We start from the raw sequence: 25085 nt of genomic DNA, 5'->3' as shown, positions 1-25085 counted from the left end.
ATCGATAAAAAATTATTGTAAAACGATAAAAAATTCATGTCCAAGAAAAACTCTCATGTCAGCGAGACACCGGCCACGCAGCTGCTGCGCGCCCACAAGGTGGAGTTCACCGAGCACCCCTATGAGTACCTGGAACACGGTGGCACCGAGCACAGCGCGGCCAGCCTGGGCCTGGACGAGCACATGGTGGTCAAGACCCTGGTGATGCAGGACCAGGACGCCAGGCCGCTGATCGTGCTCATGCACGGCGACTGCAAGGTCTCCACCAAGAACCTGGCGCGGCAGATCGGCGCCAAGAGCGTGGAGCCCTGCAAGCCCGAAGTCGCCAACCGCCACAGCGGCTACCTGGTCGGCGGCACCTCGCCCTTCGGCACGCGCCGGGACATGCCGGTCTATATCGAAGAGAGCATCCTGGCGCTGCCGCGCATCGCCATCAACGGCGGGCGCCGGGGCTTTCTGGTGCAGCTGGACCCGCAGGTCTGCGTGCAGCTGCTGGATGCACGGCCCGTGCACTGCGCGCTGGCAGAATAGATGCCCTGAAGAAATGAACATGACTTGCGCACACGGGAAGGCGGCCACCGCCTCCAACGGGTTCGCGCAGGTCCTGATGAAAAACATGTGTCGGCGATCAGGGAGGGCGGGCCATCATGGCCGGCCGGATCGCGCGCCGGCGCTCCACAGACCGGCCAAGGACTTCAATTGAACGCGCTCTACCCCCTTCTCGCCACCGTGGCGGCCTACCTGATCGGCTCGCTGTCGTTCGCCGTCATCGTCAGCCGGGCCATGGGCCTGAATGATCCGCGCACCTATGGCAGCGGCAACCCCGGCGCCACCAATGTGCTGCGCTCCGGCAGCAAGGCGGCCGCAGCCGTCACCCTGCTGCTGGACGCCGCCAAGGGCTGGCTGCCCGTGGCCCTGGTGCAATGGTTCGGCAGCCGCTTCGGCCTGGGCGACGGCACGGTGGCCATGGTGGCGCTGGCCGCCTTCCTGGGCCACCTGTACCCGGTGTTCTTCCGCTTCAAGGGCGGCAAGGGCGTGGCCACGGCCCTGGGCGTGCTGCTGGGCATCAGCGTCTGGCTGGGCCTGGCGGTGGCGCTGACCTGGCTGATCATTGCCGTGTTTTTCCGCTATTCCTCGCTGGCGGCCCTGGTGGCCTCCGTGTTCGCCCCCGTCTACTACCTCCTGTGCAGTGGCGTGGTCTGGTATGCCGAGACGCCGATTGCCGCCGCCATCGTCGCCATGGCGGCCCTGCTGATCTGGCGCCACCGCGAGAACATCCAGCGCCTGATGGCCGGCAAGGAATCCAGGCTGGGCAGCAAGAAGGCCGACCCGGCAGCCGCCGCGGCCAAGCCCGGCACGGCCAAAGGCAAGCCGCATTGACCGCCGCCACCGCGCTGCGCTCCACGGGCGCAGCTTGCGTGAATGGCGTGGCCGGCCAGCCGCGCTCCAGGCTCTCTCACCACTGACGACCTTCCCACATGGCATCGAGTCCATCGCAGCGCGTCTACCGCGCACCTTGCCCCGGCTGCGGCGCGCCCGTGGAATTTTCCAGCGCCCAGGCCAGCTACGCCGTCTGCGAGTTCTGCCGCAGCACCGTGGTGCGCCAGGGCGATGTGCTGCAGCGCCGCGGCTCCATGGCCGAGGTCTTCGAGGACTACAGCCCCCTGCGCATCGGCGCCACGGGCCAGATGCTGCGCAACGGCAAGCCCGAGCACTTCACCCTGGTCGGGCGGCTGCAGCTCAAGAGCGAGGCGGGCGCCTGGAGCGAATGGGTGGCCGCGTTCAGCGATGGCGCGCTGGGCTTTCTGAGCGAGGACAACGGCCAGTTCGTCTGGTCCTGGCCCTGGGAGGCCGAGGCCCTGCGCAACGGGCCGTTCAAGGCCTCCGACTGGCTGCTGGGCTCGCAGCGCGTGCTGGGCGGCAAGAGCTTCACGGTCAGCAGCGTGCAGAACGCGCGGCTGGTATCGGCCCAGGGCGAGCTGGCGCAGCTGCCCGAGCCCGGCACGCCGTACCGGCTGGTGGAGCTGCGCAGCGAGCAGGGCCAGGTCCTGTCCGTGGACTTCTCGGCCCAGCCGCCTGCGCTGAGCCTGGGCGAACGCGTGGTGCTGGACGACCTCAGGCTGCAGGGCCTGCGCGACGGCGCCTCGCTCAAGGGCGAGCAGGGCAGGCACTTCAACTGCCCCAAGTGCGGCGCCGTGGTGCCTGTGCGCTTCACCACCACCAAGAGCCTGAGCTGCCCCAGTTGCGGATCGCTGGTGGACCTGAGCCAGGGCATTGGCAAGGAGCTGTCCTATGCCGAACAGAACGAGCCCGTGCGCCCCGCCATCCCCCTGGGCAGCAAGGGCGCATTGGAAGGCCTGCAATGGCAGGTGGTGGGCTTTCAGCACCGCATGGGCGAGGAGGCCGGCGACGACGAGAGCTTTGGCTGGGAGGAATACCTGCTGTTCAGCCAGAAGGCCGGCTTCGCCTTCCTGGTCGATTCCTCCGATGGCTGGAGCATGGCCCGCGTGACCACGGGCGTGCCCAAGCTCTCCAAGAACCGCAGCACGGCCAAGTACATGGGCCGGCAATATCAGCTTGAATCGCGCTACACGGCCGAGACCACCTATGCGCTGGGCGAGTTCTACTGGCCCGTGCAGCGCGGCCAGATCACGCGCAATGTGGACTATGTGAGCGCAGGCGCGCAGAACAAGGCCTTTCTGGCCAGCGAGACCGAGAACGGCGAGACCACCTGGTCGCATGGCAGCGCCGTCTCGGCCACCACGCTGGCCACGGCCTTCGGCCTCAAGCAGCTGCGGGACCGCTCGCAGGTCGGCGTGATGTCGGGCAGCCGCTTCGGCCTGTGGACCATCGTCATCGGCCTGGTCATCCTGTGGCTGGTGTTCGTCATGCTGCGCGGCTGCATGTCGCGCCCGAACTGCAACCCGAACACCGATCCCAACTGCAACAGCTACACCCGCAGCAGCGGCGGCTCCTGGGGTGGCTACACCTCGGGCGGCAGCCACAAGTAAACAACGGAGAAACTGATCATGAACTTCGACTGGTTCAACCCCGCCGCCTTCTTCGGCTCGATCCTCTATGCGCTGGTGGGCGTGGTGGTGTTCTGGCTGTGCTTCATCATCATCGACAAGATCACGCCCGTGGACATGTGGGCCGAGATCGTCGAGAAGCACAACAAGGCGCTGGCCATGGTGGTGGCCGCCATGTGTCTGGGCATCAGCATCATCGTCGCTGCCGCCATCCACTGAACGGGGGCCGCCTGGCCCCCCGCACTCCCCATCTCCCGCCGACACGCAGCCCGCCTGAAAAGGTGCGGCTGCGCTGCGCATGGCGGCGTTGTTGCGTCGCAACAAATTCCTTGTTGATAGTGAGTTTGCAAATGATATTCGTTTGCATTCTAAATAGAATCGCCCCCTTCATTCGAAGAGAGGGTTTCCATGACAGACCATCAAGCCGCCCGCAGGGCAAGGCTTTTAGCGGGTGTGACCGCTGGCATCATCACCACCGCGCTGGCGGGCGCGGTCCATGCCCAGGAGGCCGCTCCAGCCGTTTCAGCCGATCCGGCCCAGGCGCAGACGCAGCCTCAACAGGCCCACACCCTGCCCACGCTGCAGGTCAACGCCTCCCAGTACGACCCTGACGACGTGCGCCCCGAAGGCGTGACCACGGCGACCAAGACCTACCTGGCGCCCAAGGACATCCCGCAGACCATCGATACGCTGGAGGTCAACAAATACAAGAGCTACGGCATCAACGACCTGGCCACCATGCTGGACGGCGTGCCGGGCGTGAACACCACCTACGACATGCGTGGCGAGGGCGTGTACATCCGCGGCTTCAAGGCCGACGAGAGCGACATCTACCGCGACGGCGTGCGCGAAAGCGGCCAGGTGCGCCGCAGCACGGCCAATGTGGAGCGCATCGAGATCCTCAAGGGACCGGCCTCGGTGCTCTACGGCCGCAGCGCGGGCGGCGGCGTGGTCAACATGGTGAGCAAGCAGGCGCGCTTCGACGCCAAGAGCAGCATCACGCTGCGCGGCGGCTCCTGGGACAACGTGGGCGGCACCATCGACATCAACCGCGTGCTCAACGAGAACGTGGCCGTGCGCCTGACGGCCGACCGCGAGCAGGCCCACAGCTTCCGCGAAGGCATACGCAACCGCAACGAGATGGTCTCGCCCAGCATCCTGGTGGACACCCGCACGGGATGGCGCTGGACCGGCCAGTACACCTATGACAACGTCTGGCGCGTGCCCGATCGCGGTCCGGTCTATGACCAGTTGCCAGCCGGCGTTTCCATCCGCAAGGGCTTCGCGGCGCCGGGCGACTACGTGGAAGATCGCCTGCGCGTGCTGCGCTCCGATCTGTCCTATGACTTCAACAACCGCTGGAACCTGCGCTGGGTGGCCAGCAAGCGCGAGGCCAGCCAGGACTTCGACCACTATTTCGCCGGTACCTACCGCGCCGCGACCGGCAAGATCACGCCCAACTACGCCTGGCAGCAGACCCGCAACACCACGCTGTCCAACACGCTGGACCTGACGGGCAAGTTCAGCACGGGCAGCATCAAGCACGATCTGCTGGTGGGCCTGGAGGCCAGCGAGGAAGAGCGCGCGCCGCGCGTCGGCCAGCCCGGCAGCACCTTCTCCTACGATCCGTTGCAGCCCATCGTCTGGCCCAGCCGTCCGGCGCAGGGCAATCCGACCCAGGACAACTATCACAAGGGCAAGGGCCAGGCGCTGTACATGCAGGACCTGGTCAGCCTGACCGAGCAGTGGAAGCTGCTGCTGGGCCTGCGCTACGACAGCTACGACTTCCAGAGCACCAACAGGATCGCCAATCTCACGCGCAAGACCGACGGCAACGGCTTCAGCCCGCGCGTGGGCGTGGTGTGGCAGCCGGTGCGTGAGCACAGCTTCTATGCGTCCTGGAACAAGAGCTACTCGCCCTATGGCGGCCGCGGCATCCTGACCGTGGAAACCGCCGTGGGCGCGGTGCCGGACGACGAGCCCCAGTACTCGCGCCAGTCCGAGGTCGGCGTCAAGAGCGACTGGCTGGGTGGTGCGCTGTCCACCCAGGTCTCCGTCTACCAGCTGGAGAAGTACAACATCCGCTACCGCCCCGATCCCGAGAACGATCCCTACACCTGGGCCATCCGGGGCAAGGACCGTTCGCGCGGCATCGAGTTCAGCGCGGCCGGCCGCGTGGCCAGTTCCTGGTATGTGCGAGGCGGCGTGGCCTTCATGGAGGCCAAGGTGGCTGAAGACGCGCAAAACCCCGCCAACGTGGGCCTGTACCTGCGTGACACGGCCAAGCGCAACGGCAACCTGTTCCTGCGCTATGCGCCCAAGGGCCCCTGGTATGGCGAAGTCGGCGTGACCTACACGGGCAGCCGCTTCACCAACGCCGCCAACACGGCCCTCCTGCCCGGCTACACGCGCTGGGATGCGCTGGTGGGCTGGCGCCAGGACGCCTGGACGGTGACCGTGGCCCTGTCCAACCTGTTCGACAAGCAGTACTGGCGCTCCAGCTCCATGCCAGGCGCACCGCGCAGCGTTCTGGTCAGCGCCAACTACCAGTTCTGACGGCGGCGCCCGAGGCGCTGCGCTCCTTCCCGCTTTGCACGGTGTCCGTTGCACGCGGGAAGGGGCGCATCGCGCACAATACCGGCCGTGCAAACCTCAGCCCCTCTTGCCGGCGCGCAGCCGGCGCGTCCCATCGACATCGCCCTGCTGGTCAGCGTCTTCGTGATCGCGGCCTGCGGCCTGCTTTACGAACTGGCTGCGGGTGCGCTGGCTTCCTATCTGCTGGGCGATTCGGTCCTGCAGTTCTCCACCATCATCGGCAGCTACCTGTTCGCCATGGGCATCGGCTCATGGCTTTCGCGCTATTTCGAGGACCATCTGCCCGCGCACTTTCTGCGCATCGAGCTGATGGTGGCCCTGGTCGGCGGCGCGCTGCCGGCCACGCTGTTCATTGCCAATGCCTACGCGCCCGGCGCCTTCCGCTTTCTGCTGTACGGCATGGTGCTGGTGGTGGGCACGCTGGTGGGGCTGGAGATTCCGCTGGTGATGCGCATCCTCAAGCGCAATGTGACGCTCAAGGACCTGGTGTCCCAGGTGCTGACCTTCGACTACCTGGGCGCGCTGGCCGTGTCGCTGGCATTTCCGCTGCTGCTGGTGCCCAAGCTGGGCCTGGTGCGCACGGGGCTGCTGTTCGGCTTCATGAATGCGGCGGTGGCGGTCTGGGCACTGCTGCTGTTTCGGCATGAGCTGCGGCGCCCGCGCGCCCATGCCCTGGCCTGCGCGGCCGTGCTGGCCCTGCTGGGCACGGGCATCTGGGGCGCCGACCATCTGACGCGCCTGGCCGACGACCATTTCTACCAGGACCGCATCGTGCTCTCCAGCAGCTCGCCCTACCAGCGCATCGTGGTGACGCAGGGGCGCCAGGGCGCGCGGCTGTACCTCAACGGCAACCTGCAGTTCGCCCAAAGCGACGAGTACCGCTACCACGAGGCCCTGGTCCACCCCGTGATGGCCGCGCATGGCGCGCCCAAGCGCGTGGCCGTGCTGGGCGGCGGCGACGGCATGGCCGTGCGCGAGGTGCTCAAGTATCCCTCGGTGGAGTCGGTCACCCTGGTGGAGCTGGACCCGGCCATGACGGACCTGTTCAAGGACAACGCCATGCTGCGCCGGCTCAACGGCGAAGCGCTCAGCGATGCGCGCGTGCACATCCTCAATACCGATGCCTTCCACTGGCTGCAGCAGGGCGGGGAGACCTTCGACGTGGTCATCGTCGATTTCCCCGACCCGACCAATTTCGCCATCGGCAAGCTGTTCACCAACAGCTTCTATGCCTTGCTGGACAAGCGCCTGGCGGCCAGCGGCTACGCCGTGGTGCAGACCACCTCGCCCCTGATCGCACGCAAGAGCTACTGGACCGTGGTGCAGACCATCGAATCCATCGGCCTGCAGGCCACGCCCTACCACGCCCATGTGCCCAGCTTTGGCGAATGGGGCTTCGTCATCGCCAGCCACCGGCCTTGGCGCGAGCCCGATGCCCTGCCTGCGGGCCTGCGCTTTCTGAGCGCGCAGACCATGGCGCTGATGTTCGACTTCCCGCTGGACATGGCGCGTGTGCCGGCCGAGGTCAACCGCCTGTCCAACCAGGTGCTGGTCAACACCTACGAGCGCGAATGGGGCAGGGTGGAGCGTTGAGCACCGGCCTCTCGCCCCTGTGGAGCCGGCGCCAATGGCTGCAGGGCCTGGCCGGCGGTGCAGCCCTGGGCCTGGGCCTGTCCGGCTGTACGCCAACGCCACCGCGGCTTGAAGACCTGCCCGGCGGATTCAGCGGCGTGGCGCTGGAGCGCGGCCATGCCTTGCGCGCGTTCTGGCAGCGCCTGGCCCAGGGCCTGGCGCTGCCGCCGCCGGCCGTGGTGCACCGTGCCAAGGTGGTGATTGCCGGCGGCGGCATGGCAGGCCTGGCCGCCGCGCGCGCACTGGAGCTGGCGGGTGTGCAGGGCGTGGCCCTGCTGGACACGCAGCAGGCCATGGGTGGCAACAGCCAGGGCGGCAGCATTGCGGGCCTGCCCTGTCCGCTGGGTGCCCACTATCTGCCCCTGCCCGGCGACGATGCGGCCGAGGTGCAGGACTGGCTGGAGGCTCTGGGCCTGCGCCAGCGCCGCGCAGGCCGCTGGCAGTACGACGAGCGCCATCTGTGCCACAGCCCGCAGGAGCGCCTGTTCTGGCAGGGCGCCTGGCATGAGGGCCTGCTGCCCGTCGATGGCGTGGCGCCGCGCACGCTGGAGCAGTACGAACTCTTTGCGCGCAGCGTGGCCCAGGAGATGGACAGGGCGGCCTTTGCCATGCCGTCCATCCGTGTCTGGCAGCGCGAGGGCCGGCTGCCCGCCGCCCATGCCGCGCTGGACGGCCAGACCATGCAGGCATGGCTGGTCAACCAGGGCATCGATGATGCGCAGCTGATCTGGTATCTGGAGTACTGCTGCCGCGACGACTTTGGCGCGGGCCTGGCGCGCGTATCGGCCTGGGCAGGCATTCACTATTTCGCCAGCCGCCATGGCTTCTCGGCCCCGCGCCGCCAGGACGAGCGCACGGCCGAAGACGCGGGTGATGCCGTGCTGACCTGGCCCCAGGGCAATGGCTGGCTGTCGCAGCAGCTGGTGGCAGGGCTGGGCTCCACCGACCTGCAGACGGATTGCAGCGTGCTATCCATCGCCGAAGGTGCCGACGGTGTGGAGATCGACGTCTACCATCATGGCCGCCAGCAGCACGAGCGCTGGCTGGCCGCGCGCTGCGTCGTGGCCCTGCCCAGCTTCATCGCGGCACGCGTGGTGCGCGATGCGCCGGATTTCCTGCGCGCGGTGGCGGGCCGGCTGGACTGGGCGCCCTGGCTGGTGGCCAACATCCATCTGCAGCGGCCGCTGGCCGACCGGCCCGGCGCCGATCCTGCCTGGGACAACGTGCTGTTTGCCGATCCGAATGCGGGCGGTCTGGGCTACGTGGACGCGGGCCACCAGGGCCTGGACCGGCTCACGCCCCGGCCCACGGTGCTCAGTTACTACCAGGCGCTGGGCGACTGGCCTGACGGGCGTGCGCAACTGCTGGGCCAGCCCTTCGGCTTCTGGCGGGACCGCATCGTCGGCAGCCTGCTCGTCCCCCATCCCGACCTGCTGCACAAGGCCACGCGCATGGAGATCACGCGCTACGGCCACGCCATGGCCATTCCCCGGCCTGGCGACCAGCAACTGCTCAGCCAGGTGGCGCTGCAGTCGCACCACCGGGGCCGCAGCGCTCAGTGCGCCGGCGAGCGCGTGGCCCTGCTGCCCACGCCGGGCACGAGACGCCTGTGGTTCGCGCATTCCGACTGGGCCGGCTACTCGGTGCTGGAAGAGGCCTTCACGCGCGGCCACCATGCGGGCCTGTGGGCTGGCGCCTGATCTCCATACCAACCTCTTTCGTGGATTCCTGATCGCCGGGCAAGCTGCTGCCGGTTCGTCGCTGGCCGCGTCCGCCAGCGGGTTTGCCCTTGTCCGTGTGCCGTAGATGCCTGGCTATAGTTCTATTTGATAGATCTTGATTCTGTAAGATAGAACTTTGAAAAAGGCTACGAAACGCACATGGGCAACTATCTACCGGTGAGGCCGGATTGGCTGGGCCTGCACGAGGAGGAGATCCTTGAGCCATCGCTGGCCATCGTCGATGCCCACCACCATTTCTACGATCGACCGGGCTGGCGCTACCTGGCGGACGAGTACCTGGCCGACGCGGGCTCGGGCCACAGGGTCCGTGCCTCGGTCTACATGCAGGCGCTGACGCGCTACCGCACTGCCGGCCCGCAGGCGATGCAGCCGGTGGGCGAGACCGAGTTCGTGGTGCAGGCGGCGGAGGGCGTGCAGGACGTGCAAGAGCACAGGCAAGGCCATGCGGCCTGTGCCCTTGCGCAGGGCATCGTCGGATATGCGGACCTGCGCGCCGGTGCGGCGGTGCGCGAGGTGCTGCTGGCCCATCTGGAGGCCGGCAAGGGGCGCTTTCGTGGCATCCGGCACCTGGCGACCTGGGACGCGGACAGTTCCCTGGTCAATCCCCTGACCGCCGCGCCGCAGGGCCTGCTGCTGGACCGGGCCTACCGGCAGGGCGTGGCGCAGTTGGCGCCGTTGGGGCTTTCCTTCGATGCCTGGCTGCTTTTTCCGCAGCTGCCGGAGCTGCTGGACCTGGCACTGGCCTTTCCGCAGACGGCCGTGATCATCAACCACTGCGGGGGCGTGGCGCGCATCGGCGCCTATGAAGGCCGGCATGCCGAGGTGTTCGAGCGCTGGAAGACCTCCATGCAGGCCCTGGCCCGGCTGCCCAATGTGTACGTGAAGCTCGGCGGGCTGGGCATGCGCATCAACGGATTCGGCTTCGAGAAAGCGGACAGGCCTGCGGCCTCGGAGCAACTGGCTGCGGCCTGGAGACCGTGGATGGAGACCTGCATCGAGGCATTCGGCGCCGACCGCTGCATGTTCGAGAGCAATTTCCCGGTGGACAAGGGCTCCTTCAGCTACGCCACCTGCTGGAACGCCTTCAAGCGGCTGGCGGCGGGCGCAAGTGCCGCCGAGCGCCAGGCCCTTTTCGAAGGAACGGCAAGCCGCGTGTACCGGCTGGGCCAGGCGCAGCGCGAATGACGCTGCATCACAGGAGCCATCTGCCTCGCCTGCCCCATCGATCCCATCTCACCCGACTTATTCGTCCAAGCCATCATTCCAAGGAGACCGCCATGCCATCCCTCATCTCTCGTCGCGCCATGCTGGCGCTGGCCGGCACAGCCTGCCTCGCCCCCACCTGGGCGGCGGCCCAGGGCAAGCCCGTGACCATCATCGTGCCGTATGCGCCGGGCGGCAGCGCCGATCTGGTGACGCGCGTGATCGCACAGTTCGCCGCGCCGGGACTGGGCTCTGCCTTGGTGGTGGACAACCGCACCGGCGGTGGCGGCGTGGTGGGCTGGAGCGCGGCCGCACGTGCCGCGCCCGACGGCCAGACGCTGCTGACCGTGGAGCTGTCCTATGCCATTGCAGCCGGCCTGATGCCGAACCTGCCCTTCGATCCGCGCAAGGCGTTCACCCAGGTCACCACGGCGGTGAAGGTGCCCCATGTGCTGGTGGTCAACCCCCAGGTGCAGGCGCGCAGCGTGGGCGAGTTCATTGCGCTGGCCAGGGCGCAGCCCGGCAAGCTCAACTACGGCTCTGGCGGCAACGGCACCAACACCCACCTGGCCGGCGAGCTGTTCAAAAGCGCAACGGGCGCGGACCTGGTCCATGTGCCGTACAAGGGCGCGGGCGCCGTGCTGGCCGACCTGATGGGCAACCAGGTGCAGGCCCTCATCACTTCGGTCCCCACGGCGCTGCCCTACATCCGAAGCGGCAAGCTCAGGGCACTGATGGTGACGGGCTCGGAGCGCAATGCAACGCTGCCTGATGTGCCTTGTGCCAAAGAGGCCGGCATCCCCGCCATGGACATCGACTACTGGATTGGCATAGGCGCCCCGGCCGGCACGCCTGCGGCCGCCGTCGCCCGGTTGAACAAGGAATTCAACGCGGCACTGGCCCAGCCGCAGGCCAGCCGGAAGATGGCGGAGATGGGGCTGTCCGTGGTGGCGAACACGCCCGAGCAGGCCACGCAATGGGTGCAGAACGAGATACAGCGCTGGAGCGCCGTGATCCGGCAGGCGGGCATCAAGGCCGATTGACGACCGATTTAAGGCCGATGGCCGGCCGGCAGGACGCGCTACAGCGGACCCGGCACCTGCACCATGCGGTACAGCGACTGGCTGCCGCGTGCGGCGAGCACGCCCAGCTGCGCCAGCGTGCGCGGGTCCAGCTCCAGCGTGATAGCGGCGCGTGCCAGTGCCGAGCGGATGCGGGGGCCGTCCTCGCCTTCATGGATGACGGGCGGGTAGAGGCTGGCGCCATCGGCGCCGATCACGCTGGCCACCAGCGGCGGCTGCGGCGGCTCGCCACGGCGCAGCACCACGGCGATGTCGCCGTTGTCCAGCCGCACATAGGTGCCCGGCGGGCACAGGCCCACGGCGCGCACCAGCGCAAAGCCCACCTCGTCGGAGTAGCGCTGCTGCTGGGTGAGCGCGCGCAGCGACTCGGCGGCGCTGCGGCCTTCGCGTGACTTGCGCGGGCTGATCAGGGCCGCGTAGCGGTCCACCGTGCCCAGGATGCGCACCAGGCGCTGCACCGGGGGCAGTGTGGCCAAGGGCTGCTGGGGCACGGCTTCATGGTGGCGGGCCACCAGTTCCAGCCACAGCGCGTCGTTGACGAACAGCCGCGCCAGCAGGGCCTGGCTTTGCAGCGGATGGCGCTGCACGGCCTGCTGCTGGGCGGGGGTCAGCGGCTCGCGCTGCAGCGCCAGTTCGTCCTGCAGCGCGTTCATGCCGATGTTCATGGTCAGCGCGCCGCGTACCAGGGTGCGGTGCTCGGTCTCGTTCAGGCGCAGCTCGCGCGCCAGCACATGGCACAGGCAGGCGCAGACCAGGGCATGGGAAGCGCTGTAGCCCACGGTGGAGGAGCAGGCGCGCTGGAACATCAGGTACAGCGCGGCATCGCTGTCGTGGGCGATCAACTCCTGCAGCCACAGGTCGATCTGCTGCAGCTTGACCAGGAAGCCCTGCACCTGCAGCGGCGCGGACAGCAGCACGGACAGCGCGGCCTCCAGGTCGGACCACAGGCCCAGCAGGTCTTCGTAGGAATCGTCGGGGCGTCGGCTCATCGGTGGCGGGGTGCGGAAAACGGGGCGCGTGCAGGCCGCATCAGCGCCGCTCCAGCACCATCTCGCTGCCCTGGCGGGTCATCTGGACGTGGGCCAGAAAGCTGTTTCCCAGCAGCACATAGGGCATGGCAAGAGGGGCGACCACGGCGTCCACGCCAAAGACCTCGACATCGCCCACGCGCACCGAGTCCAGCCGCAGGCTCCAGCCCTGGGCGTCGCCGTTGGCGGTGCGCATCATCACGGGCTGGCCCTTGAGAAAGGGCAGGCCCATGCGTTCGGCGTCGGACCGGCCTATGGCGACCGAGCTGGCGCCCGTGTCCACCATGTAGACCATGGTCTTGCCATTGATCTGGCCGCGTTCGATGAAATGGCCCCGGTTGTCGGCCTTGAGCACCACGCGCCGGCCAAGCGCGGGATCGCCCGCTGCCGCGCCCCGGCCGCCCAGGCTGATGGGCGCTTCGCCCAGGCGCAATGTCTGGCGGCGGCCCTTGATTTCCACCTCGGCCGTGTCGCCCGATACCTGCAGCACGCGCACGTCCTGCAGGCTGTCGCCGGCCGCCAGAGCGCGTGGCGTGCCGCCGTCGATGACTAGCAGGGCCTTGTTGCCCAGCACGCCGCGGAGTGCCACGGACTGCGCTGTCGCCAGCGGCGGAAGCGCAGCGGCCACGCCGGCCAGGCTCAGAAGTACGGCACGCAGGTGGCGCATGGGGCTTGTGCTGGAGGGGTGGATTGCCGGGCGATCAGTCGCGGAAGTTGTTGAAGGACAGCGGGTGGTCGGCCAGGTCCTTGCGGATCAGGGCCATGGCGGCCTGCAGGTCGTCGCGCTTGGCGCCCGTGACGCGCACGGCGTCGCCCTGGATGGCGGCCTGCACCTTGAGCTTGCTGTCCTTGATCAGCTTTTGCAGCTTCTTGCCCAGTTCGGCCTCGATGCCGTTCTTGACCTTGATGGTCTGCTTGAGCTTGTCGCCGCCGATCTTCTGTGCCTTCTGGATGTCCAGGAAGCGCACGTCCACGCTGCGCTTGGTCAGCTTGTTGCGCAGGATGTCCTCGACCTGCTGCAGCTGGAAGTCGGCATCGCCGAACAGCGTGATTTCCTTGTCCTTGAGTTCGATGGCGGCCGAGGTGCCCTTGAAGTCGAAGCGCGTGCCGATTTCCTTGGCGGTGTTCTCCACGGCGTTCTTCACTTCGACGAAGTCGGCTTCACACACGGTGTCAAAAGAAGGCATGGCAAATATTTCCTGTAAATGTTCTGAAAAAGTATCGCAGCGCGGGACCGGGCGATGCGGGCACGGTGCCGGAGGCGTGGGGACGCGGTGCGACAATCCGGCTGATGTTAGTCGAGAAAAATGTTCCGCTGCAGCATTGCAACAGCTTCGGCATCGCCGCCCGTGCCCACACCCTGGTGCGTGTGCGCAGCGATGAGGATATTCGCCATTTCCTGGCCGATCCGCTGTGGGGCCGCCAGCCCGTGTTCGTGTTGGGCGGCGGCAGCAACGTGGTGATCACGGGCGATGTCGATCCCGTGGTCCTCAAGATGGAGATAGCGGGCATGCGCCTGCTGCGCGAGACCGATCGCCACTGGATCGTCGAGGCCGGTGCCGGCGAGCGCTGGCACGACCTGGTGGCCTGGACCCTGTCGCAGGGCTATGGCGGCCTGGAGAACATGGCGCTGATTCCGGGCACCGTGGGCGCATCGCCGGTGCAGAACATCGGCGCCTACGGGCTGGAGCTGCAGGACCGCTTCGAGTCGCTGGATGCCATCGACCTGGCCACGGGCGAATCCTTCACGCTGGATGCCGCGCAATGCGCCTTCGGCTACCGCGACTCGGTGTTCAAGCACGCCCCGGCCGAGCCCACGCCCGTGGCGCGGGCGCGCATGAGCGGCGTGCCGCCGCGCGGCATGGGCCTCAAGGGCCGCGCCGTGATCACGCGCGTGCGCCTGGCCCTGCCCAAGGAGTGGAAGCCCGGCCTGGGCTACCTGGACCTGCAGCGCCGCCAGGCCGAGGCCGGCGTGGCCGAGCCCACGGCCCGCCAGATCTTCGACTGGGTCTGCGAGATCCGCCGCGCCAAGCTGCCCGATCCGGATCAGATCGGCAACGCAGGCAGCTTCTTCAAGAACCCGACGGTGACGCCCGAGCAGTGCGCCGACATCATTGCGCGCGAGCCCAAGATCGTGCACTACCCCATGGACGACGGCTCCATCAAGCTGGCCGCCGGCTGGCTGATCGATGCCTGCGGCTGGAAGGGCAAATCCATGGGCCGCGCCGGGGTGTATGACAAGCAGGCCCTGGTGCTGGTCAATCGGGGCGACCGGCACAGCGTGGACCGCAGCGTCACCGGCGGCGAGGTCATGACGCTGGCCGGCGCGATACAGACCAGCGTCTACGAGCGATTCGGCATCCGCCTGGAGCCCGAGCCCGTCGTGGTCTGATCGATCGACGGCCTCAAGAAAACAGCGGCCCGCAGACCATGGAGGCCTGCGGGCCGCTTTGCTTGCTTTGTATCAGCGCTTCAGTGCTTCAGCGCATCAGTGGGCGGAGTGGCTGCTGCGCCAGCTCATGTAGTCCTTGTCGGTCATCAGCACCCACAGCGCCAGCACCATGACCACCACGCCGGACACGACGGCATTGCGCATGGCATCCATCTGGCCCGCATAGCCCAGCACCCAGGGCGAGATCACCATCCACAGCCCCAGCAGGCCTTCGGTCCATTCCTCCCACGCGCGGGGCATGAAGATGGCCCCCAGCGCAGCGGCAATCAGCGCCAGGCCGATGACCACGCCATTGGCCGTGGGCGCCATCTGGTCCTGGAACCCGAGCACCCAGGGCGAGACCGCCAACCAGGCTCCCAGCAGGACATTGATCGGGTCCTGCCAATGCTTCATGTATTTCATGGCTGCACCTCCTGCCGCCACGACGAATGAGGGCGGCAACTCGTTGGATCAAGGCCGCAGCATGCAGGTTCCATGAGGATTTTTGTGAAAGTGCCTGCTCACCAGGGCATCTCGCCCTTGTTCACCTTGGCGCCAATGTCCAGCGACAGCGCCATGCCGGCCTGCGGGTAGGCCTGCTTCATGGCGCCAATCAGCTCGGCACTGTTTGCGGCCTTGGCGGCGGCGGCCTCGAAACGCTGGAGATAGTCGCGTGTATAGGCGATGGCGCTGGCGTCCATGGCGGTGCCGGCCTGCATGTGGCCGGGCACGACGACGGCGGGCTTGAGGGCCTGCATCTCGTCCAGCTGCGCCAGCCAGGCCTTGCGCTCGGCGCTCTTTTGCGTGTCCGCCGTCCAGACATGCAGGTTGCCGAACACGCCCACGTTGCCGACGATGGCCTGCAGCGCAGGCACCCAGACATAGGGGCGGTGTGCCAGCGGGCCGGTGGTGCCGCGCAGCTCCAGCGTCTGGCCGTCCACGGTCACCGTATTGCCCTGCAGGGCCTCGGGCAGCACGGGATGGCTGGGGGCGTTGGCGCCCATCTTGGGGCCCCAGAAGGCCAGCTTGCCCTGCAGCTTGGACTCGATCTTCTCGCGCACGGCGGGCGTGGCCACGACCTTGGCCTGCGGGAACAGGTTCTTCAGCACCTCGGCGCCGAAGTAGTAGTCGGGGTCGGCATTGCTGATGAGGATGGTGGTCAGCTGCTTGCCGCTGTCGAGCACATTGGCGGCAATGCGCAGGCCGTCGGCGCGGGTGAAGCCGCTGTCCACGACCACGGCCTCCTTGGCGCCGGTGATCAGGGTGGAGGTCACGGCAAAGCTGTGTTCGTCGGCCTGGTAGACCTTCATCTGCAGCGGGGCGGGCGCCTGGGCATGGGACAGGCCGGCCGACAGGGCCAGGGTGAGCGAAAGCACGGTGGTGCGAAGCATGTCGATTTCCTTTGAAAAAAGCACAAGACAGAAAACGGGTGGCAGCGCCGTGCTGCCATGTGTCGTACTTTAGTTTTTGAAATCGAGCAGATAAACCGCAGAATATGCGCTTGTTTGTTGCAGAAATCGAGCAGATCCATGGACCGATTGCTGGCGATGCAGGTGTTTGCCACGGTGGCCGAATGCGGCAGCTTCACGGCGGCGGCCGAGCGGCTGGACCTGTCGCGTGCCATGGCCACGCGGCATGTGGAGTCGCTGGAGCAGTGGCTGGGCGCACGCCTGCTGCACCGCACCACGCGCCGCGTCTCGCTCACCGATGCCGGTGCGCAGTGCCTGCGCTACAGCCAGCAGATGCTGGCCCTGGCCGATGAGGTGCAAGGCGAGATGCGCGCCGGCGACAGCCAGTTGCGCGGCCTGCTGCGCGTGACCTGCAGCATGTCCTTCGGCCATGCGCAGATGGGGCCGGCCATTGCGCAGTTCATGCGGCTGCACCCACACCTCAAGATCGACCTGCTGGTGGACGACGGCGCGCTGGACCTGGTGCAGCAGCGCATCGACCTGGCCATACGCATCAGCGCCGATCCGGGCGCCGCACTCATCGGCCGGCCGCTGGCTGTGTGCGAATCGGTGCTGGTGGCTTCGCCTGCCTACCTGGACGCGGCAGGGCGGCCGCAGACACCGGCCCAGTTGCAGGCCCACCGCTGCCTGGGCCATATGCGCGTGGGCCGCAATGTCTGGCAATTGACTCGGCGTGACGATGAGAGCGATGAGCAGCAGATCGCCGTCACCACCTGGTTCAACGCCAACGAAGCCACCGTGCTGGCCGCCGCTGCCGTCGAGGGTGCGGGCATCGCCTTCCAGCCCACCTACCTGGTCCAGCCCATGCTGCAGGCCGGCCAGCTGGAGCTGGTGCTGCCGGACTGGCGCCCGCAGCCGCTGACCGTGCATGCGCTGTACAGCTCCCGCCGCCACCTGCCGGTGGCCGTGCGCGCGCTGCTGGATTTTCTCGTGCAGCGCTTCGAGGGCGCGCGCTGGTAGCAGGGGCGTAAAAAAAGCCGCCTTGCGGCGGCTCTTGGCAATCTGCGGCAGGGCGCCGCAGAGTGGCTTATTCCTTGCCGCCCAATTGGGGCAGGGCGGTGCTGGTGCCCAGCGACAGCAGGCCGGCCTTGGAGTAGATGGCCAGCTTGTCGCGCGTGTCCATCAGGTCCAGGTTGCGCATGGTCAGCTGGCCAATGCGGTCGGCGGGGCTGAAGGGCGCGTCCTCGACCTTTTCCATCGACAGGCGCTCGGGAGCGTAGGTCAGGTTGGGCGATTCGGTGTTCAGGATGGAGTAGTCGTTGCCGCGGCGCAGTTCCAGCGTCACGGTGCCGGTCACGGCGCGTGCCACCCAGCGCTGGGCGGTTTCGCGCAGCATGATGGCCTGCGGGTCGAACCAGCGGCCCTGGTACAGCAGGCGGCCCAGGCGCAGGCCGTTGATGCGGTACTGCTCGATGGTGTCCTCGTTGTGGATGCCGGTCACCAGGCGCTCGTAGGCGATGTGCAGCAGGGCCATGCCGGGGGCTTCGTAGATGCCGCGGCTCTTGGCTTCGATGATGCGGTTCTCGATCTGGTCGCTCATGCCCAGGCCGTGGCGGCCGCCGATGCGGTTGGCTTCCAGGAACAGCTCCACGGGGTCGGCGATTTCCTTGCCGTTGATGGCCACGGGGCGGCCTTCGTCAAAGGTCACCGACACTTCCTCGGCCTTGACCTCGACTTCGGGCTTCCAGAACGCCACGCCCATGATGGGGTTGACGATGCGGATGCCGCTGTTCAGGAACTCCAGGTCCTTGGCCTCGTGCGTGGCGCCCAGCATGTTGCTGTCGGTCGAGTAGGCCTTCTCGGCGCTCATCTTGTAGCCGAAGCCTTCCTTGGTCATGAAGGCCGACATCTCGGCGCGACCGCCCAGCTCGTCGATGAAGGTCTGGTCCAGCCAGGGCTTGTAGATCTTCAGCGCGGGGTTGGTCAGCAGGCCGTAGCGGTAGAAGCGCTCGATGTCGTTGCCCTTGAAGGTCGAGCCGTCACCCCAGATGTTGACGTCGTCTTCCTTCATGGCGGCCACCAGCATGGTGCCGGTCACGGCACGGCCCAGGGGCGTGGTGTTGAAGTAGGTGATGCCGCCCGTGGAGATGTGGAAGGCGCCGGCCTGGATGGCGGCAATGCCTTCGCCGGCCAGCTGCGAGCGGCAGTCGATCAGGCGGGCCTGCTCGGCGCCGTACTCCATGGCCTTGCGGGGGATTTCGTCGTAGTCGGCCTCGTCGGGCTGGCCCAGGTTGGCGGTGTAGGCGTAGGGCAGGGCGCCCTTGTTCTTCATCCAGCGCAGGGCAGCGCTGGTGTCCAGGCCGCCCGAGAAGGCGATGCCGACCTTCTGGCCGACGGGAACGTTTTGCAGGATGGTTTCCATACGATGCTTCTCTCAATAACGATGGCGGCTAGCGTGCGGGACGCGGCTGCCGGAAAACACGGAAGGCGCCTGGGCGCCGTCAGGTCGAATGCGTCGGTCTGCTCAGGCGCTCAGGCGCTTAGGCGTAGTGGCAGATGTAGTGGTAGGCCTCGGTCACGCGGATGTCGAACTTGGAGTTCGCAGGCACCTGGAAGGACTCGCCGGCCTTGGAGGTCAGCCACTGGTCCGAGCCGTCGAGTTTGTACTCGCAGGAGCCGGCCACGCATTCCATGATCTCGGCAGCGGCCGTGCCGAAAGTCAGCTGGCTGGGCAGCACCACGCCGGCAGACTTCTTCGTGCCATCGGCCAGCGTGAAGCCGTGGCTGATGCATTTGCCGTCGAAATAGACATTGGCCTTGGTGGTCAGGGTGATGCCAGAGATGGTTTCGGTGGTCATGGAAGCTGGGCAGAGGGTGGACTAAACCGCCCATTTTAGGCCAGCACCCGGCCGCTGCCCGTACGTGCTGGCCGCCGCCATGCAAAAAGCCCCTTGTCGGGGCTTGCGGGGCGAGCGCATGGCGGCCTCAGCGGCGCCAGCCATGGCGGTAGCCGCCGCGCCAGCCGTGATAGCTGGGGCGCGAGGCGTAGTACACGCCGGCAGCAAGGGCTGCACCAATCACCACGGGCGCCACATAGTCACCGGCCGAATACACCGGTTGCACCGGCTGGGCCGGGTAGTAACCACCGCCGTAGTAATTGTTTTCATAGACCACGGGCGGCGGCATGGGCGTGGTGGAGTACGCGGCCTGGGGCGGCTGGTTGGTGCTGTAGTAACCATTGCTGCCGTAGGCGCCGCTGTTGGCTGCGGGCTGCACGCTCAGTGCAATCCAGTCGCCAGGCGGCGTGGCGGTCCGCGTCGTGTAGTTGCGGCCCGCGTACTCATAGACCACGTCGTAGGCAACGGCGCGGTTCTGGTAGTAGGTCTGGGTGGTGCAGTTGCGCACCGTCTGGTATTGGGGCTGCTGCCCCGAGGCTTCAGCCTGGTTGCCCAGCATGGCGCCGCCAATCACGCCGGCTGCCGTGGCCGCAGCGCGTCCGCCGCCGTGGCCAATGGCGTTGCCCACCACGCCGCCCGCCAGCGCACCCAGCACGGCGCCCGCGCCCGAGGTGCTGCGCTGGCCCGAGTAGACGTTCTCATCGCGGCAGACCTGCTGGGGCACGGCCACCTGTTGCGTCACCGGGGTCACGGAAAGCACCCGGCCTTGTTCCTGGGCCAGGGCTACGGTGGCGGTCGTGGCCGCCAGCGTCAAAAGAACCAGGGATTTCATGATTGCACTCCTGTTGCGCTGGCGGTACTTCCTGCCAGGCTCCATGCAAGTGTATTCCTCGGGCCCGAAAAGCAGTTTGCGGCCGCGTAAATCCACGTAATAAGCTGTTCCAGGCTTGACGGCAATGTTAGCGCTTGCCCTCGTGGGCCAGCTCTGCCCAGGTATCGGGCGCAAAACCCACGGTGATGCGGCCCTGCGGCCATTGGACGACCGGGCGCTTGATGACGCTGGGCTGCTGCTGCATGAGGGCTGCGGCACCGGCCGCATCCTGGGCGCCGGCCTGGGTGTCGGCATCGAGCTTGCGCCAGGTCGTGCCCTGGCGGTTGAGCAGCTTTTCCCAGCCCACGGCCTGCATCCAGGCAGGCAGTTGAGCGGCAGGGACGCCCTGTTTCTTGAAGTCGTGGAATTCGTAGGCGATGCCCTGGTCGGCAAGCCAGGCGCGGGCCTTCTTGACGGTGTCGCAGTTGGGAATGCCGTAGAGCGTCACAGTGTTTGAGGTGGTCATGATTGGTTGCAGTTGCCGCAGTCCGCGGATGGCGAGGACCCCATAAGGACACTGTCCCTGGGTAACAATAGCGCGCAGTATGCACACCTCATTTCCCACATTGGATGCATGGCTCGCATATTGCGAGCGCCTGCACCCCAAGAATATCGCGCTGGGCCTGGATCGCGTGCGCGAAGTCGCCCAGCGCCTGGACCTGCGTTTCGACTGCCCCGTGATCACGGTGGCAGGCACCAATGGCAAGGGCTCGACCTGCGCCATGCTGGAGGCCGTGGCGCTGCAGTCGGGCTTTCGTCCCGGCGTCTACACATCGCCGCATCTGGTGCATTTCGAGGAGCGCTGCCGCGTGGGCGGCGAGATCGTGAAGGCCGCCGAGCTGCTGCCGCAGTTCGAGGCCGTGGAGCAGGCGCGCGTGCAGGGCACGGAAGTGGCGCTCACCTATTTCGAATTCACCACGCTGGCCATCCTGCGGCTGATGAGCCAGTCCAAGCTGGATGTGGCGATTCTTGAAGTGGGCCTGGGCGGACGGCTGGATGCGACCAATGTGATCGACGCCGATTGCGCCGTCATCACCAGCATCGACATCGACCATGTGGAATTCCTGGGCCCGGACCGCGAGAGCATCGGCCGCGAGAAGGCCGGCATCATGCGCGCCGGCCGGCCGGTGGTGGTCAGCGATCCCATGCCGCCGCAAAGCGTGCTGGACCATGCACAGGCCATTGGCGCCGATCTCTGGCGCCTGGGCCAGGACTTCAACTTCTCGGGCGACAAGCAGCAGTGGGGCTGGGCGGGACGCGGGCGGCGCTATGCGGGCCTGGCCTATCCGGCGCTGCGCGGCGCCAACCAGCTGGTCAATGCATCGGGTGCGCTGGCCGCGCTCGAAGCCATTCGCAGCCGCCTTCCGGTCACGGCCCAGGCCGTGCGCACGGGGCTGGCCATGGTCGAGCTGCCAGGGCGTTTCCAGATCATTCCGGGCCAGCCCACGCTGGTGCTGGATGTTGCGCACAACCCGCATTCGGTGGCGGCGCTGACGGCCAACCTCGACGCCATGGGTTACTTCCCCTGCACGCATGCGGTGTTCGGCGCCATGCATGACAAGGACCTGGCGCCCATGCTGTGCAGGATCGCCCCGCTGATCGACCGCTGGTACCTGACCGACCTGCCCACGCCGCGTGCCGAAAGCGCCGAAGTGCTGCGCCAGAAGATCGAAGCCCTGCCGCCCGCGCCCGGCGTGCCCCGCGAGCTGTCGGTGGCCACCTTCGCAAACCCGCAGCTGGCGCTGGATGCAGCGGTTCTGGCCGCAGGTCCCACTGATAGAATCGTGGTCTTTGGCTCGTTCTTCACGGTGGGCGGCGTGCTGCAGGACGGCCCGCCCCGGCTGAACGCCAAGCATCTGGGCACCTGAATCCAGTGATCCGCACCGCAGGCGGCCATCGTGGCCGCTGTGGTGGCCGATATGAACGAGTCCGCACTCCATGGCATTTTTCAATTTTCGTTGGCCCGGCAAAAAAGACGACGGTGATTCGTCGTCCGCATCGAGGCGGCCCACACGGCTGGGACAGGCGGAAAGCGTCGATGTCATGCGCCGTCGGGCGCGCCACCGCCTCATCGGCGCTGCCGTGCTGGTCCTGGCGGGCGTGGTGGGTTTCCCCCTGCTGTTCGACACCCAGCCGCGTCCGATTCCCGTAGACATCCCCATCGAGATTCCTGACCGCGACAAGGTTGCGCCCCTGGTCGTGCCCGGCGCCAATGCCGTGGACGCCCATTCGCATGGCGCGGCTGCGCCGACGGGCCGCGTGTCGGCCCAGGCCTCGCTGGGTGCTGATGAGGAAGAGGTTCCCATGGGTAGGCCTTCGACGCCGTCCGTGCCGTCCGTGCCTGTGGCGCCTCCCGTTTCCCAGGTGGCTCCGGTCAAGCCTGAAGCGAAGCCCGAGGCAAAGCCGGAACCCAAGCCCGCCGCCAAGCCTGAGACCAAGCCCGAGCCCAAGCCGGAACCCAAGCCCAAGCCTGAGCCGGCCAAACCCGAGCACAAGCCGGAGCCCAAGCCCGAGCCGAAACCCGAGCCTAAGCCAAAGCCCGAACCCAAGCCCGAGCCGTCCAGGAGCGATGATGCCGCCCGTGCCCGGGCCCTGCTGGAAGGACGCAGCGCGCCCGCCGCTTCAACGGCGGCCGCGGCGACGGACGAACGCTTCATCGTGCAGGTCGGTGCCTTCTCCGACGCCGGCAAGGCCCAGGAAATCCGCGCCAAGCTGGAGCTGGCGGGCCTGAAGACTTTCACGCAGGTGGTGGACACCAAGGACGGCAAGCGCACGCGGGTGCGTGTGGGCCCGTTCAACGGCCGTGCCGAAGCCGACAAGGCGGCGGCGCGCGTCAAGGGCCAGGGCCTGCCGGCGTCGGTGATCAAGCTCTGACGCGGTGACGTACATCTTGCAAAGCAGCACGGGCGCACAGAAATAGCGTATGTCCACGGTGGACTGGGTTTTGCTGGCCTGCGTGCTGGCCTCGATGCTGCTTGGCGCCTGGCGTGGGCTGGTGTACGAGGTGCTGTCTCTGCTGGGCTGGCTGGTGGCCTTTGTCGTGGCCCGCATCTGGGCGGCCGACGTGGCGCTGTGGCTGCCCATGCAGGACTGGGACATGCAGCTGCGCTACGCCGCAGGCTTTGTGCTGTTGTTCGTGCTGGCGCTGTTCGGCTGGGGCCTGGTGTCCTGGCTGTCTCGCCGGCTGATCGAGGCGGTGGGCCTGAGGCCCGTCGACCGCACGCTGGGCGCGCTGTTCGGCGTGCTGCGCGGGGCGCTGCTGGCCCTGGTGGCAACGATGGTGATCAGCTACACGCCGCTGCACCAGGGGCAGTGGTGGCAGGATTCAGCCCTGGCGCCATGGCTGATGCAGGCGCTGGCTGTGGTTTTGCCACAGCTGCCGCAGGAATGGGGACGCTATCTGCCGGCTGCATGACAAGGCGCTGCAGCGCAGGAGTCGGCTGGCAGAAACAGTTTGGATAGAGAAATCGGGCGCAGGCGTGGCCAATGGGTGGCTGCTACGGCCCAGACAGCGAAGGGCGACCTTCGCAAACGGATGGAACGCAACTATGTGTGGAATCGTTGGTGTAGTCAGCACCGCGCCCGTGAATCAACTGATCTATGACGCCCTGCTGCTGCTGCAGCACCGTGGCCAGGATGCCGCAGGCATCGTGACCCAGCAGGAGCGCAAGTTCTTCATGCACAAGGCCAAGGGCATGGTGCGCGACGTGTTCCGCACCCGCAACATGCGTGCCCTGCCGGGCACGGTGGGCCTGGGTCAGGTGCGCTACCCGACGGCCGGCAACGCGACCAGCGAGGAAGAGGCCCAGCCCTTCTACGTGAACGCGCCCTTCGGCATCGTCATGGTGCACAACGGCAACCTCACCAATGCCAAGCAGCTGCGCGAGGAGCTGTCGGACACCGACCACCGCCACACCAACACCGAGAGCGACTCCGAAGTCCTGCTCAACGTGCTGGCCCACGAGCTGGCCCGCGCCAGCAGTGGCGCGCCGCTCAAGAGCGAAGACGTGTTCCAGGCCGTCAGCGCCGTGCACAAGCGCATCAAGGGCTCGTATGCGGTGATCGCGCTGATCGCCGGCTACGGCCTGCTGGCCTTCCGCGACCCGTTCGGCATCCGCCCCCTGTGCATGGGCCGCGGTGCCGATGGCTCGGTGATGCTGGCCAGCGAGTCCGTGGCCCTGGAAGGCACGCTGCACCAGCTCGAGCGCGATGTCGCCCCGGGCGAGGCGGTGTTCGTGCACAGCGACGGCCAGGTCGAAACCCGCCAGTGCTCTGAAAAGAGCGAGCTGCACCCCTGCGTGTTCGAGTACGTGTACCTGGCCCGCCCGGACTCCGTGCTGGATGGCATCTCCGTCTACCAGGCCCGCCTGAACATGGGCGAGACGCTGGCCAAGCGCGTGGTCTCCACCGTGCCGCCCAACGAGATCGACGCCATCATCCCGATTCCCGAATCCAGCCGCCCCAGCGCCATGCAGCTGGCCCAGCTGCTGGGCATTCCGTACCGCGAAGGCTTCGTCAAGAACCGCTACGTGGGCCGGACCTTCATCATGCCGGGCCAGTCCTCGCGCAAGAAATCGGTGCGCCAGAAGCTCAACGCCATCGGCAGCGAGTTCAAGGGCCGCAAGGTGCTGCTGGTGGATGACTCCATCGTGCGCGGCACCACCTCCAAGGAAATCGTGCAGATGGCGCGTGATGCCGGTGCCGTCAAGGTCTACCTGGCCTCGGCAGCGCCTCCGGTGCGCCATCCCAACGTCTACGGCATCGACATGCCCACGCGCGCCGAACTGGTGGCGCATGGCCGCACGGTCGAGGAAATCCGCCAGGTCATCGGTGCCGACGCGCTGATCTACCAGGACGTGGCCGCCATGAAGCAGACCGTGGGCAAGATCAACCCGCAGGTGCAGGGCTTCGAGGCCTCGTGCTTCGATGGCGTCTACATCACGGGCGACATCTCCGAGGACGAAGTCACGGCACTCAATGAAGGCCGCAACCGCGGCGGCGAGGAAGAGTCCAGCGACGCCTCGCGCCTGTCCCTGCCCAACGCCCAGGAAGCCTGAGCCCGAGCCCGAGCCTGAGTCAGAGCGATCGGGCTTCAGTGACAATACGGGGCGGGCCTGAGGCCCGCCCTTTTTTGACAAATGAGCTAAAAGCGCTGGTGCTGGAGGA

The 25085-nt window shown here is 67.2% G+C and carries 24 protein-coding genes; 15 read left to right on the top strand and 9 right to left on the bottom strand.

The features are described from left to right. The first annotated feature begins 36 nt into the window (after positions 1-36). The 9 genes from ybaK (at position 37) to A4F85_RS05220 (ending at position 11244) form a co-directional block, all read left to right on the top strand. Positions 37-531: a Cys-tRNA(Pro) deacylase gene (ybaK, locus tag A4F85_RS05260; RefSeq protein WP_012206589.1), complete on the top strand. Its 495-nt coding sequence runs from the start codon at positions 37-39 to the stop codon at positions 529-531. Between the two features lie 168 nt (positions 532-699). Continuing rightward, positions 700-1380 carry a glycerol-3-phosphate 1-O-acyltransferase PlsY gene (plsY, locus tag A4F85_RS05255; protein WP_013801572.1) on the top strand — a complete coding sequence of 227 codons (681 nt, stop codon included), beginning with the start codon at positions 700-702 and terminating at the stop codon, positions 1378-1380. 98 nt (positions 1381-1478) lie between these two features. Continuing rightward, positions 1479-3011, top strand: a complete 1533-nt coding sequence (locus A4F85_RS05250; RefSeq protein ID WP_063325862.1) for a DUF4178 domain-containing protein — start codon at positions 1479-1481, stop codon at positions 3009-3011. An 18-nt stretch (positions 3012-3029) separates the two neighbouring features. After that, positions 3030-3248, top strand: coding sequence for a DUF350 domain-containing protein (locus A4F85_RS05245; RefSeq protein WP_013801574.1), 219 nt, complete (start codon positions 3030-3032; stop codon positions 3246-3248). Between the two features lie 189 nt (positions 3249-3437). Beyond that, positions 3438-5585 carry a TonB-dependent receptor gene (locus tag A4F85_RS05240; RefSeq protein WP_063325861.1) on the top strand — a complete coding sequence of 716 codons (2148 nt, stop codon included), beginning with the start codon at positions 3438-3440 and terminating at the stop codon, positions 5583-5585. Between the two features lie 87 nt (positions 5586-5672). After that, positions 5673-7217, top strand: a complete 1545-nt coding sequence (locus A4F85_RS05235) for a polyamine aminopropyltransferase (protein ID WP_013801576.1) — start codon at positions 5673-5675, stop codon at positions 7215-7217. Then, a complete protein-coding gene (locus A4F85_RS05230) occupies positions 7196-8956 on the top strand; it encodes an FAD-dependent oxidoreductase (protein ID WP_063325860.1) in 1761 nt (586 codons plus the stop codon). The genes A4F85_RS05235 and A4F85_RS05230 overlap by 22 nt, the downstream gene beginning before the upstream one ends. 180 nt (positions 8957-9136) lie before the next feature. Continuing rightward, entirely contained in the window at positions 9137-10183 is a 1047-nt protein-coding gene (locus tag A4F85_RS05225) for an amidohydrolase family protein (protein ID WP_063325859.1), read from the top strand. 92 nt (positions 10184-10275) lie between these two features. Further along, positions 10276-11244 carry a Bug family tripartite tricarboxylate transporter substrate binding protein gene (locus tag A4F85_RS05220; RefSeq protein WP_043819635.1) on the top strand — a complete coding sequence of 323 codons (969 nt, stop codon included), beginning with the start codon at positions 10276-10278 and terminating at the stop codon, positions 11242-11244. Positions 11245-11282: 38 nt separating this feature from the next. On the opposite strand, the gene A4F85_RS05215 is transcribed toward A4F85_RS05220, so the two are convergent. From A4F85_RS05215 to A4F85_RS05205, 3 genes are read right to left on the bottom strand one after another with little or no spacing between them, the layout of a single operon-like run. Next, entirely contained in the window at positions 11283-12272 is a 990-nt protein-coding gene (locus A4F85_RS05215) for an HD-GYP domain-containing protein (protein WP_034395880.1), read from the bottom strand. A 40-nt stretch (positions 12273-12312) separates the two neighbouring features. Then, a complete protein-coding gene (locus tag A4F85_RS05210) occupies positions 12313-12978 on the bottom strand; it encodes a retropepsin-like aspartic protease family protein (protein WP_063325858.1) in 666 nt (221 codons plus the stop codon). A 34-nt stretch (positions 12979-13012) separates the two neighbouring features. Further along, complete coding sequence (locus tag A4F85_RS05205; RefSeq protein WP_012206580.1) at positions 13013-13498, bottom strand: YajQ family cyclic di-GMP-binding protein; 486 nt, start codon at positions 13496-13498, stop codon at positions 13013-13015. 104 nt (positions 13499-13602) lie between these two features. On the opposite strand from A4F85_RS05205, the gene murB reads away from it, so the two are divergent. Beyond that, the gene (gene murB / locus A4F85_RS05200) at positions 13603-14703 is read left to right on the top strand and encodes a UDP-N-acetylmuramate dehydrogenase (RefSeq protein WP_063325857.1); all 1101 of its coding nucleotides are present in this window, start codon (positions 13603-13605) and stop codon (positions 14701-14703) included. A gap of 96 nt (positions 14704-14799) precedes the next feature. Here the strand turns inward: murB and A4F85_RS05195 are convergent, their stop codons facing one another. Both A4F85_RS05195 and A4F85_RS05190 read right to left on the bottom strand, forming a co-directional pair. Further along, positions 14800-15165, bottom strand: a complete 366-nt coding sequence (locus A4F85_RS05195) for an SPW repeat protein (RefSeq protein ID WP_034395872.1) — start codon at positions 15163-15165, stop codon at positions 14800-14802. Between the two features lie 98 nt (positions 15166-15263). Then, the gene (locus A4F85_RS05190; RefSeq protein ID WP_012206577.1) at positions 15264-16133 is read right to left on the bottom strand and encodes an MBL fold metallo-hydrolase; all 870 of its coding nucleotides are present in this window, start codon (positions 16131-16133) and stop codon (positions 15264-15266) included. A gap of 138 nt (positions 16134-16271) precedes the next feature. Here A4F85_RS05190 and A4F85_RS05185 point away from each other — a divergent pair, with 138 nt between their 5' ends. Next, on the top strand, positions 16272-17171 hold the full coding sequence (locus A4F85_RS05185) for a LysR family transcriptional regulator (RefSeq protein ID WP_063325856.1): 900 nt from the start codon (positions 16272-16274) through the stop codon (positions 17169-17171). Between the two features lie 67 nt (positions 17172-17238). On the opposite strand, the gene argG is transcribed toward A4F85_RS05185, so the two are convergent. The 4 genes from argG to A4F85_RS05165 form a co-directional block, all read right to left on the bottom strand. Then, positions 17239-18573, bottom strand: a complete 1335-nt coding sequence (argG, locus tag A4F85_RS05180) for an argininosuccinate synthase (protein WP_013801583.1) — start codon at positions 18571-18573, stop codon at positions 17239-17241. A gap of 118 nt (positions 18574-18691) precedes the next feature. Then, positions 18692-19009: a pyrimidine/purine nucleoside phosphorylase gene (ppnP, locus tag A4F85_RS05175; protein WP_012206574.1), complete on the bottom strand. Its 318-nt coding sequence runs from the start codon at positions 19007-19009 to the stop codon at positions 18692-18694. Between the two features lie 127 nt (positions 19010-19136). After that, positions 19137-19880: a glycine zipper 2TM domain-containing protein gene (locus A4F85_RS05170; protein ID WP_063325855.1), complete on the bottom strand. Its 744-nt coding sequence runs from the start codon at positions 19878-19880 to the stop codon at positions 19137-19139. Between the two features lie 127 nt (positions 19881-20007). Beyond that, positions 20008-20385, bottom strand: a complete 378-nt coding sequence (locus tag A4F85_RS05165; RefSeq protein WP_063325854.1) for an ArsC family reductase — start codon at positions 20383-20385, stop codon at positions 20008-20010. A 79-nt stretch (positions 20386-20464) separates the two neighbouring features. On the opposite strand from A4F85_RS05165, the gene folC reads away from it, so the two are divergent. From folC to purF, 4 genes are all read left to right on the top strand, one after another. Further along, positions 20465-21787, top strand: coding sequence for a bifunctional tetrahydrofolate synthase/dihydrofolate synthase (folC, locus tag A4F85_RS05160; protein WP_063325853.1), 1323 nt, complete (start codon positions 20465-20467; stop codon positions 21785-21787). A gap of 70 nt (positions 21788-21857) precedes the next feature. Continuing rightward, positions 21858-22793 carry an SPOR domain-containing protein gene (locus A4F85_RS05155; RefSeq protein ID WP_063325852.1) on the top strand — a complete coding sequence of 312 codons (936 nt, stop codon included), beginning with the start codon at positions 21858-21860 and terminating at the stop codon, positions 22791-22793. A gap of 49 nt (positions 22794-22842) precedes the next feature. After that, positions 22843-23334, top strand: coding sequence for a CvpA family protein (locus tag A4F85_RS05150; RefSeq protein ID WP_012206569.1), 492 nt, complete (start codon positions 22843-22845; stop codon positions 23332-23334). Positions 23335-23467: 133 nt separating this feature from the next. After that, complete coding sequence (gene purF, locus A4F85_RS05145; protein ID WP_012206568.1) at positions 23468-24976, top strand: amidophosphoribosyltransferase; 1509 nt, start codon at positions 23468-23470, stop codon at positions 24974-24976. Positions 24977-25085: the final 109 nt, after the last annotated feature.

This window comes from Delftia sp. GW456-R20 (assembly GCF_001622915.1).
Taxonomy (GTDB): Bacteria; Pseudomonadota; Gammaproteobacteria; order Burkholderiales; family Burkholderiaceae_C; genus Comamonas; species Comamonas acidovorans.
This window is presented reverse-complemented; position numbering and strand designations above follow the sequence as displayed.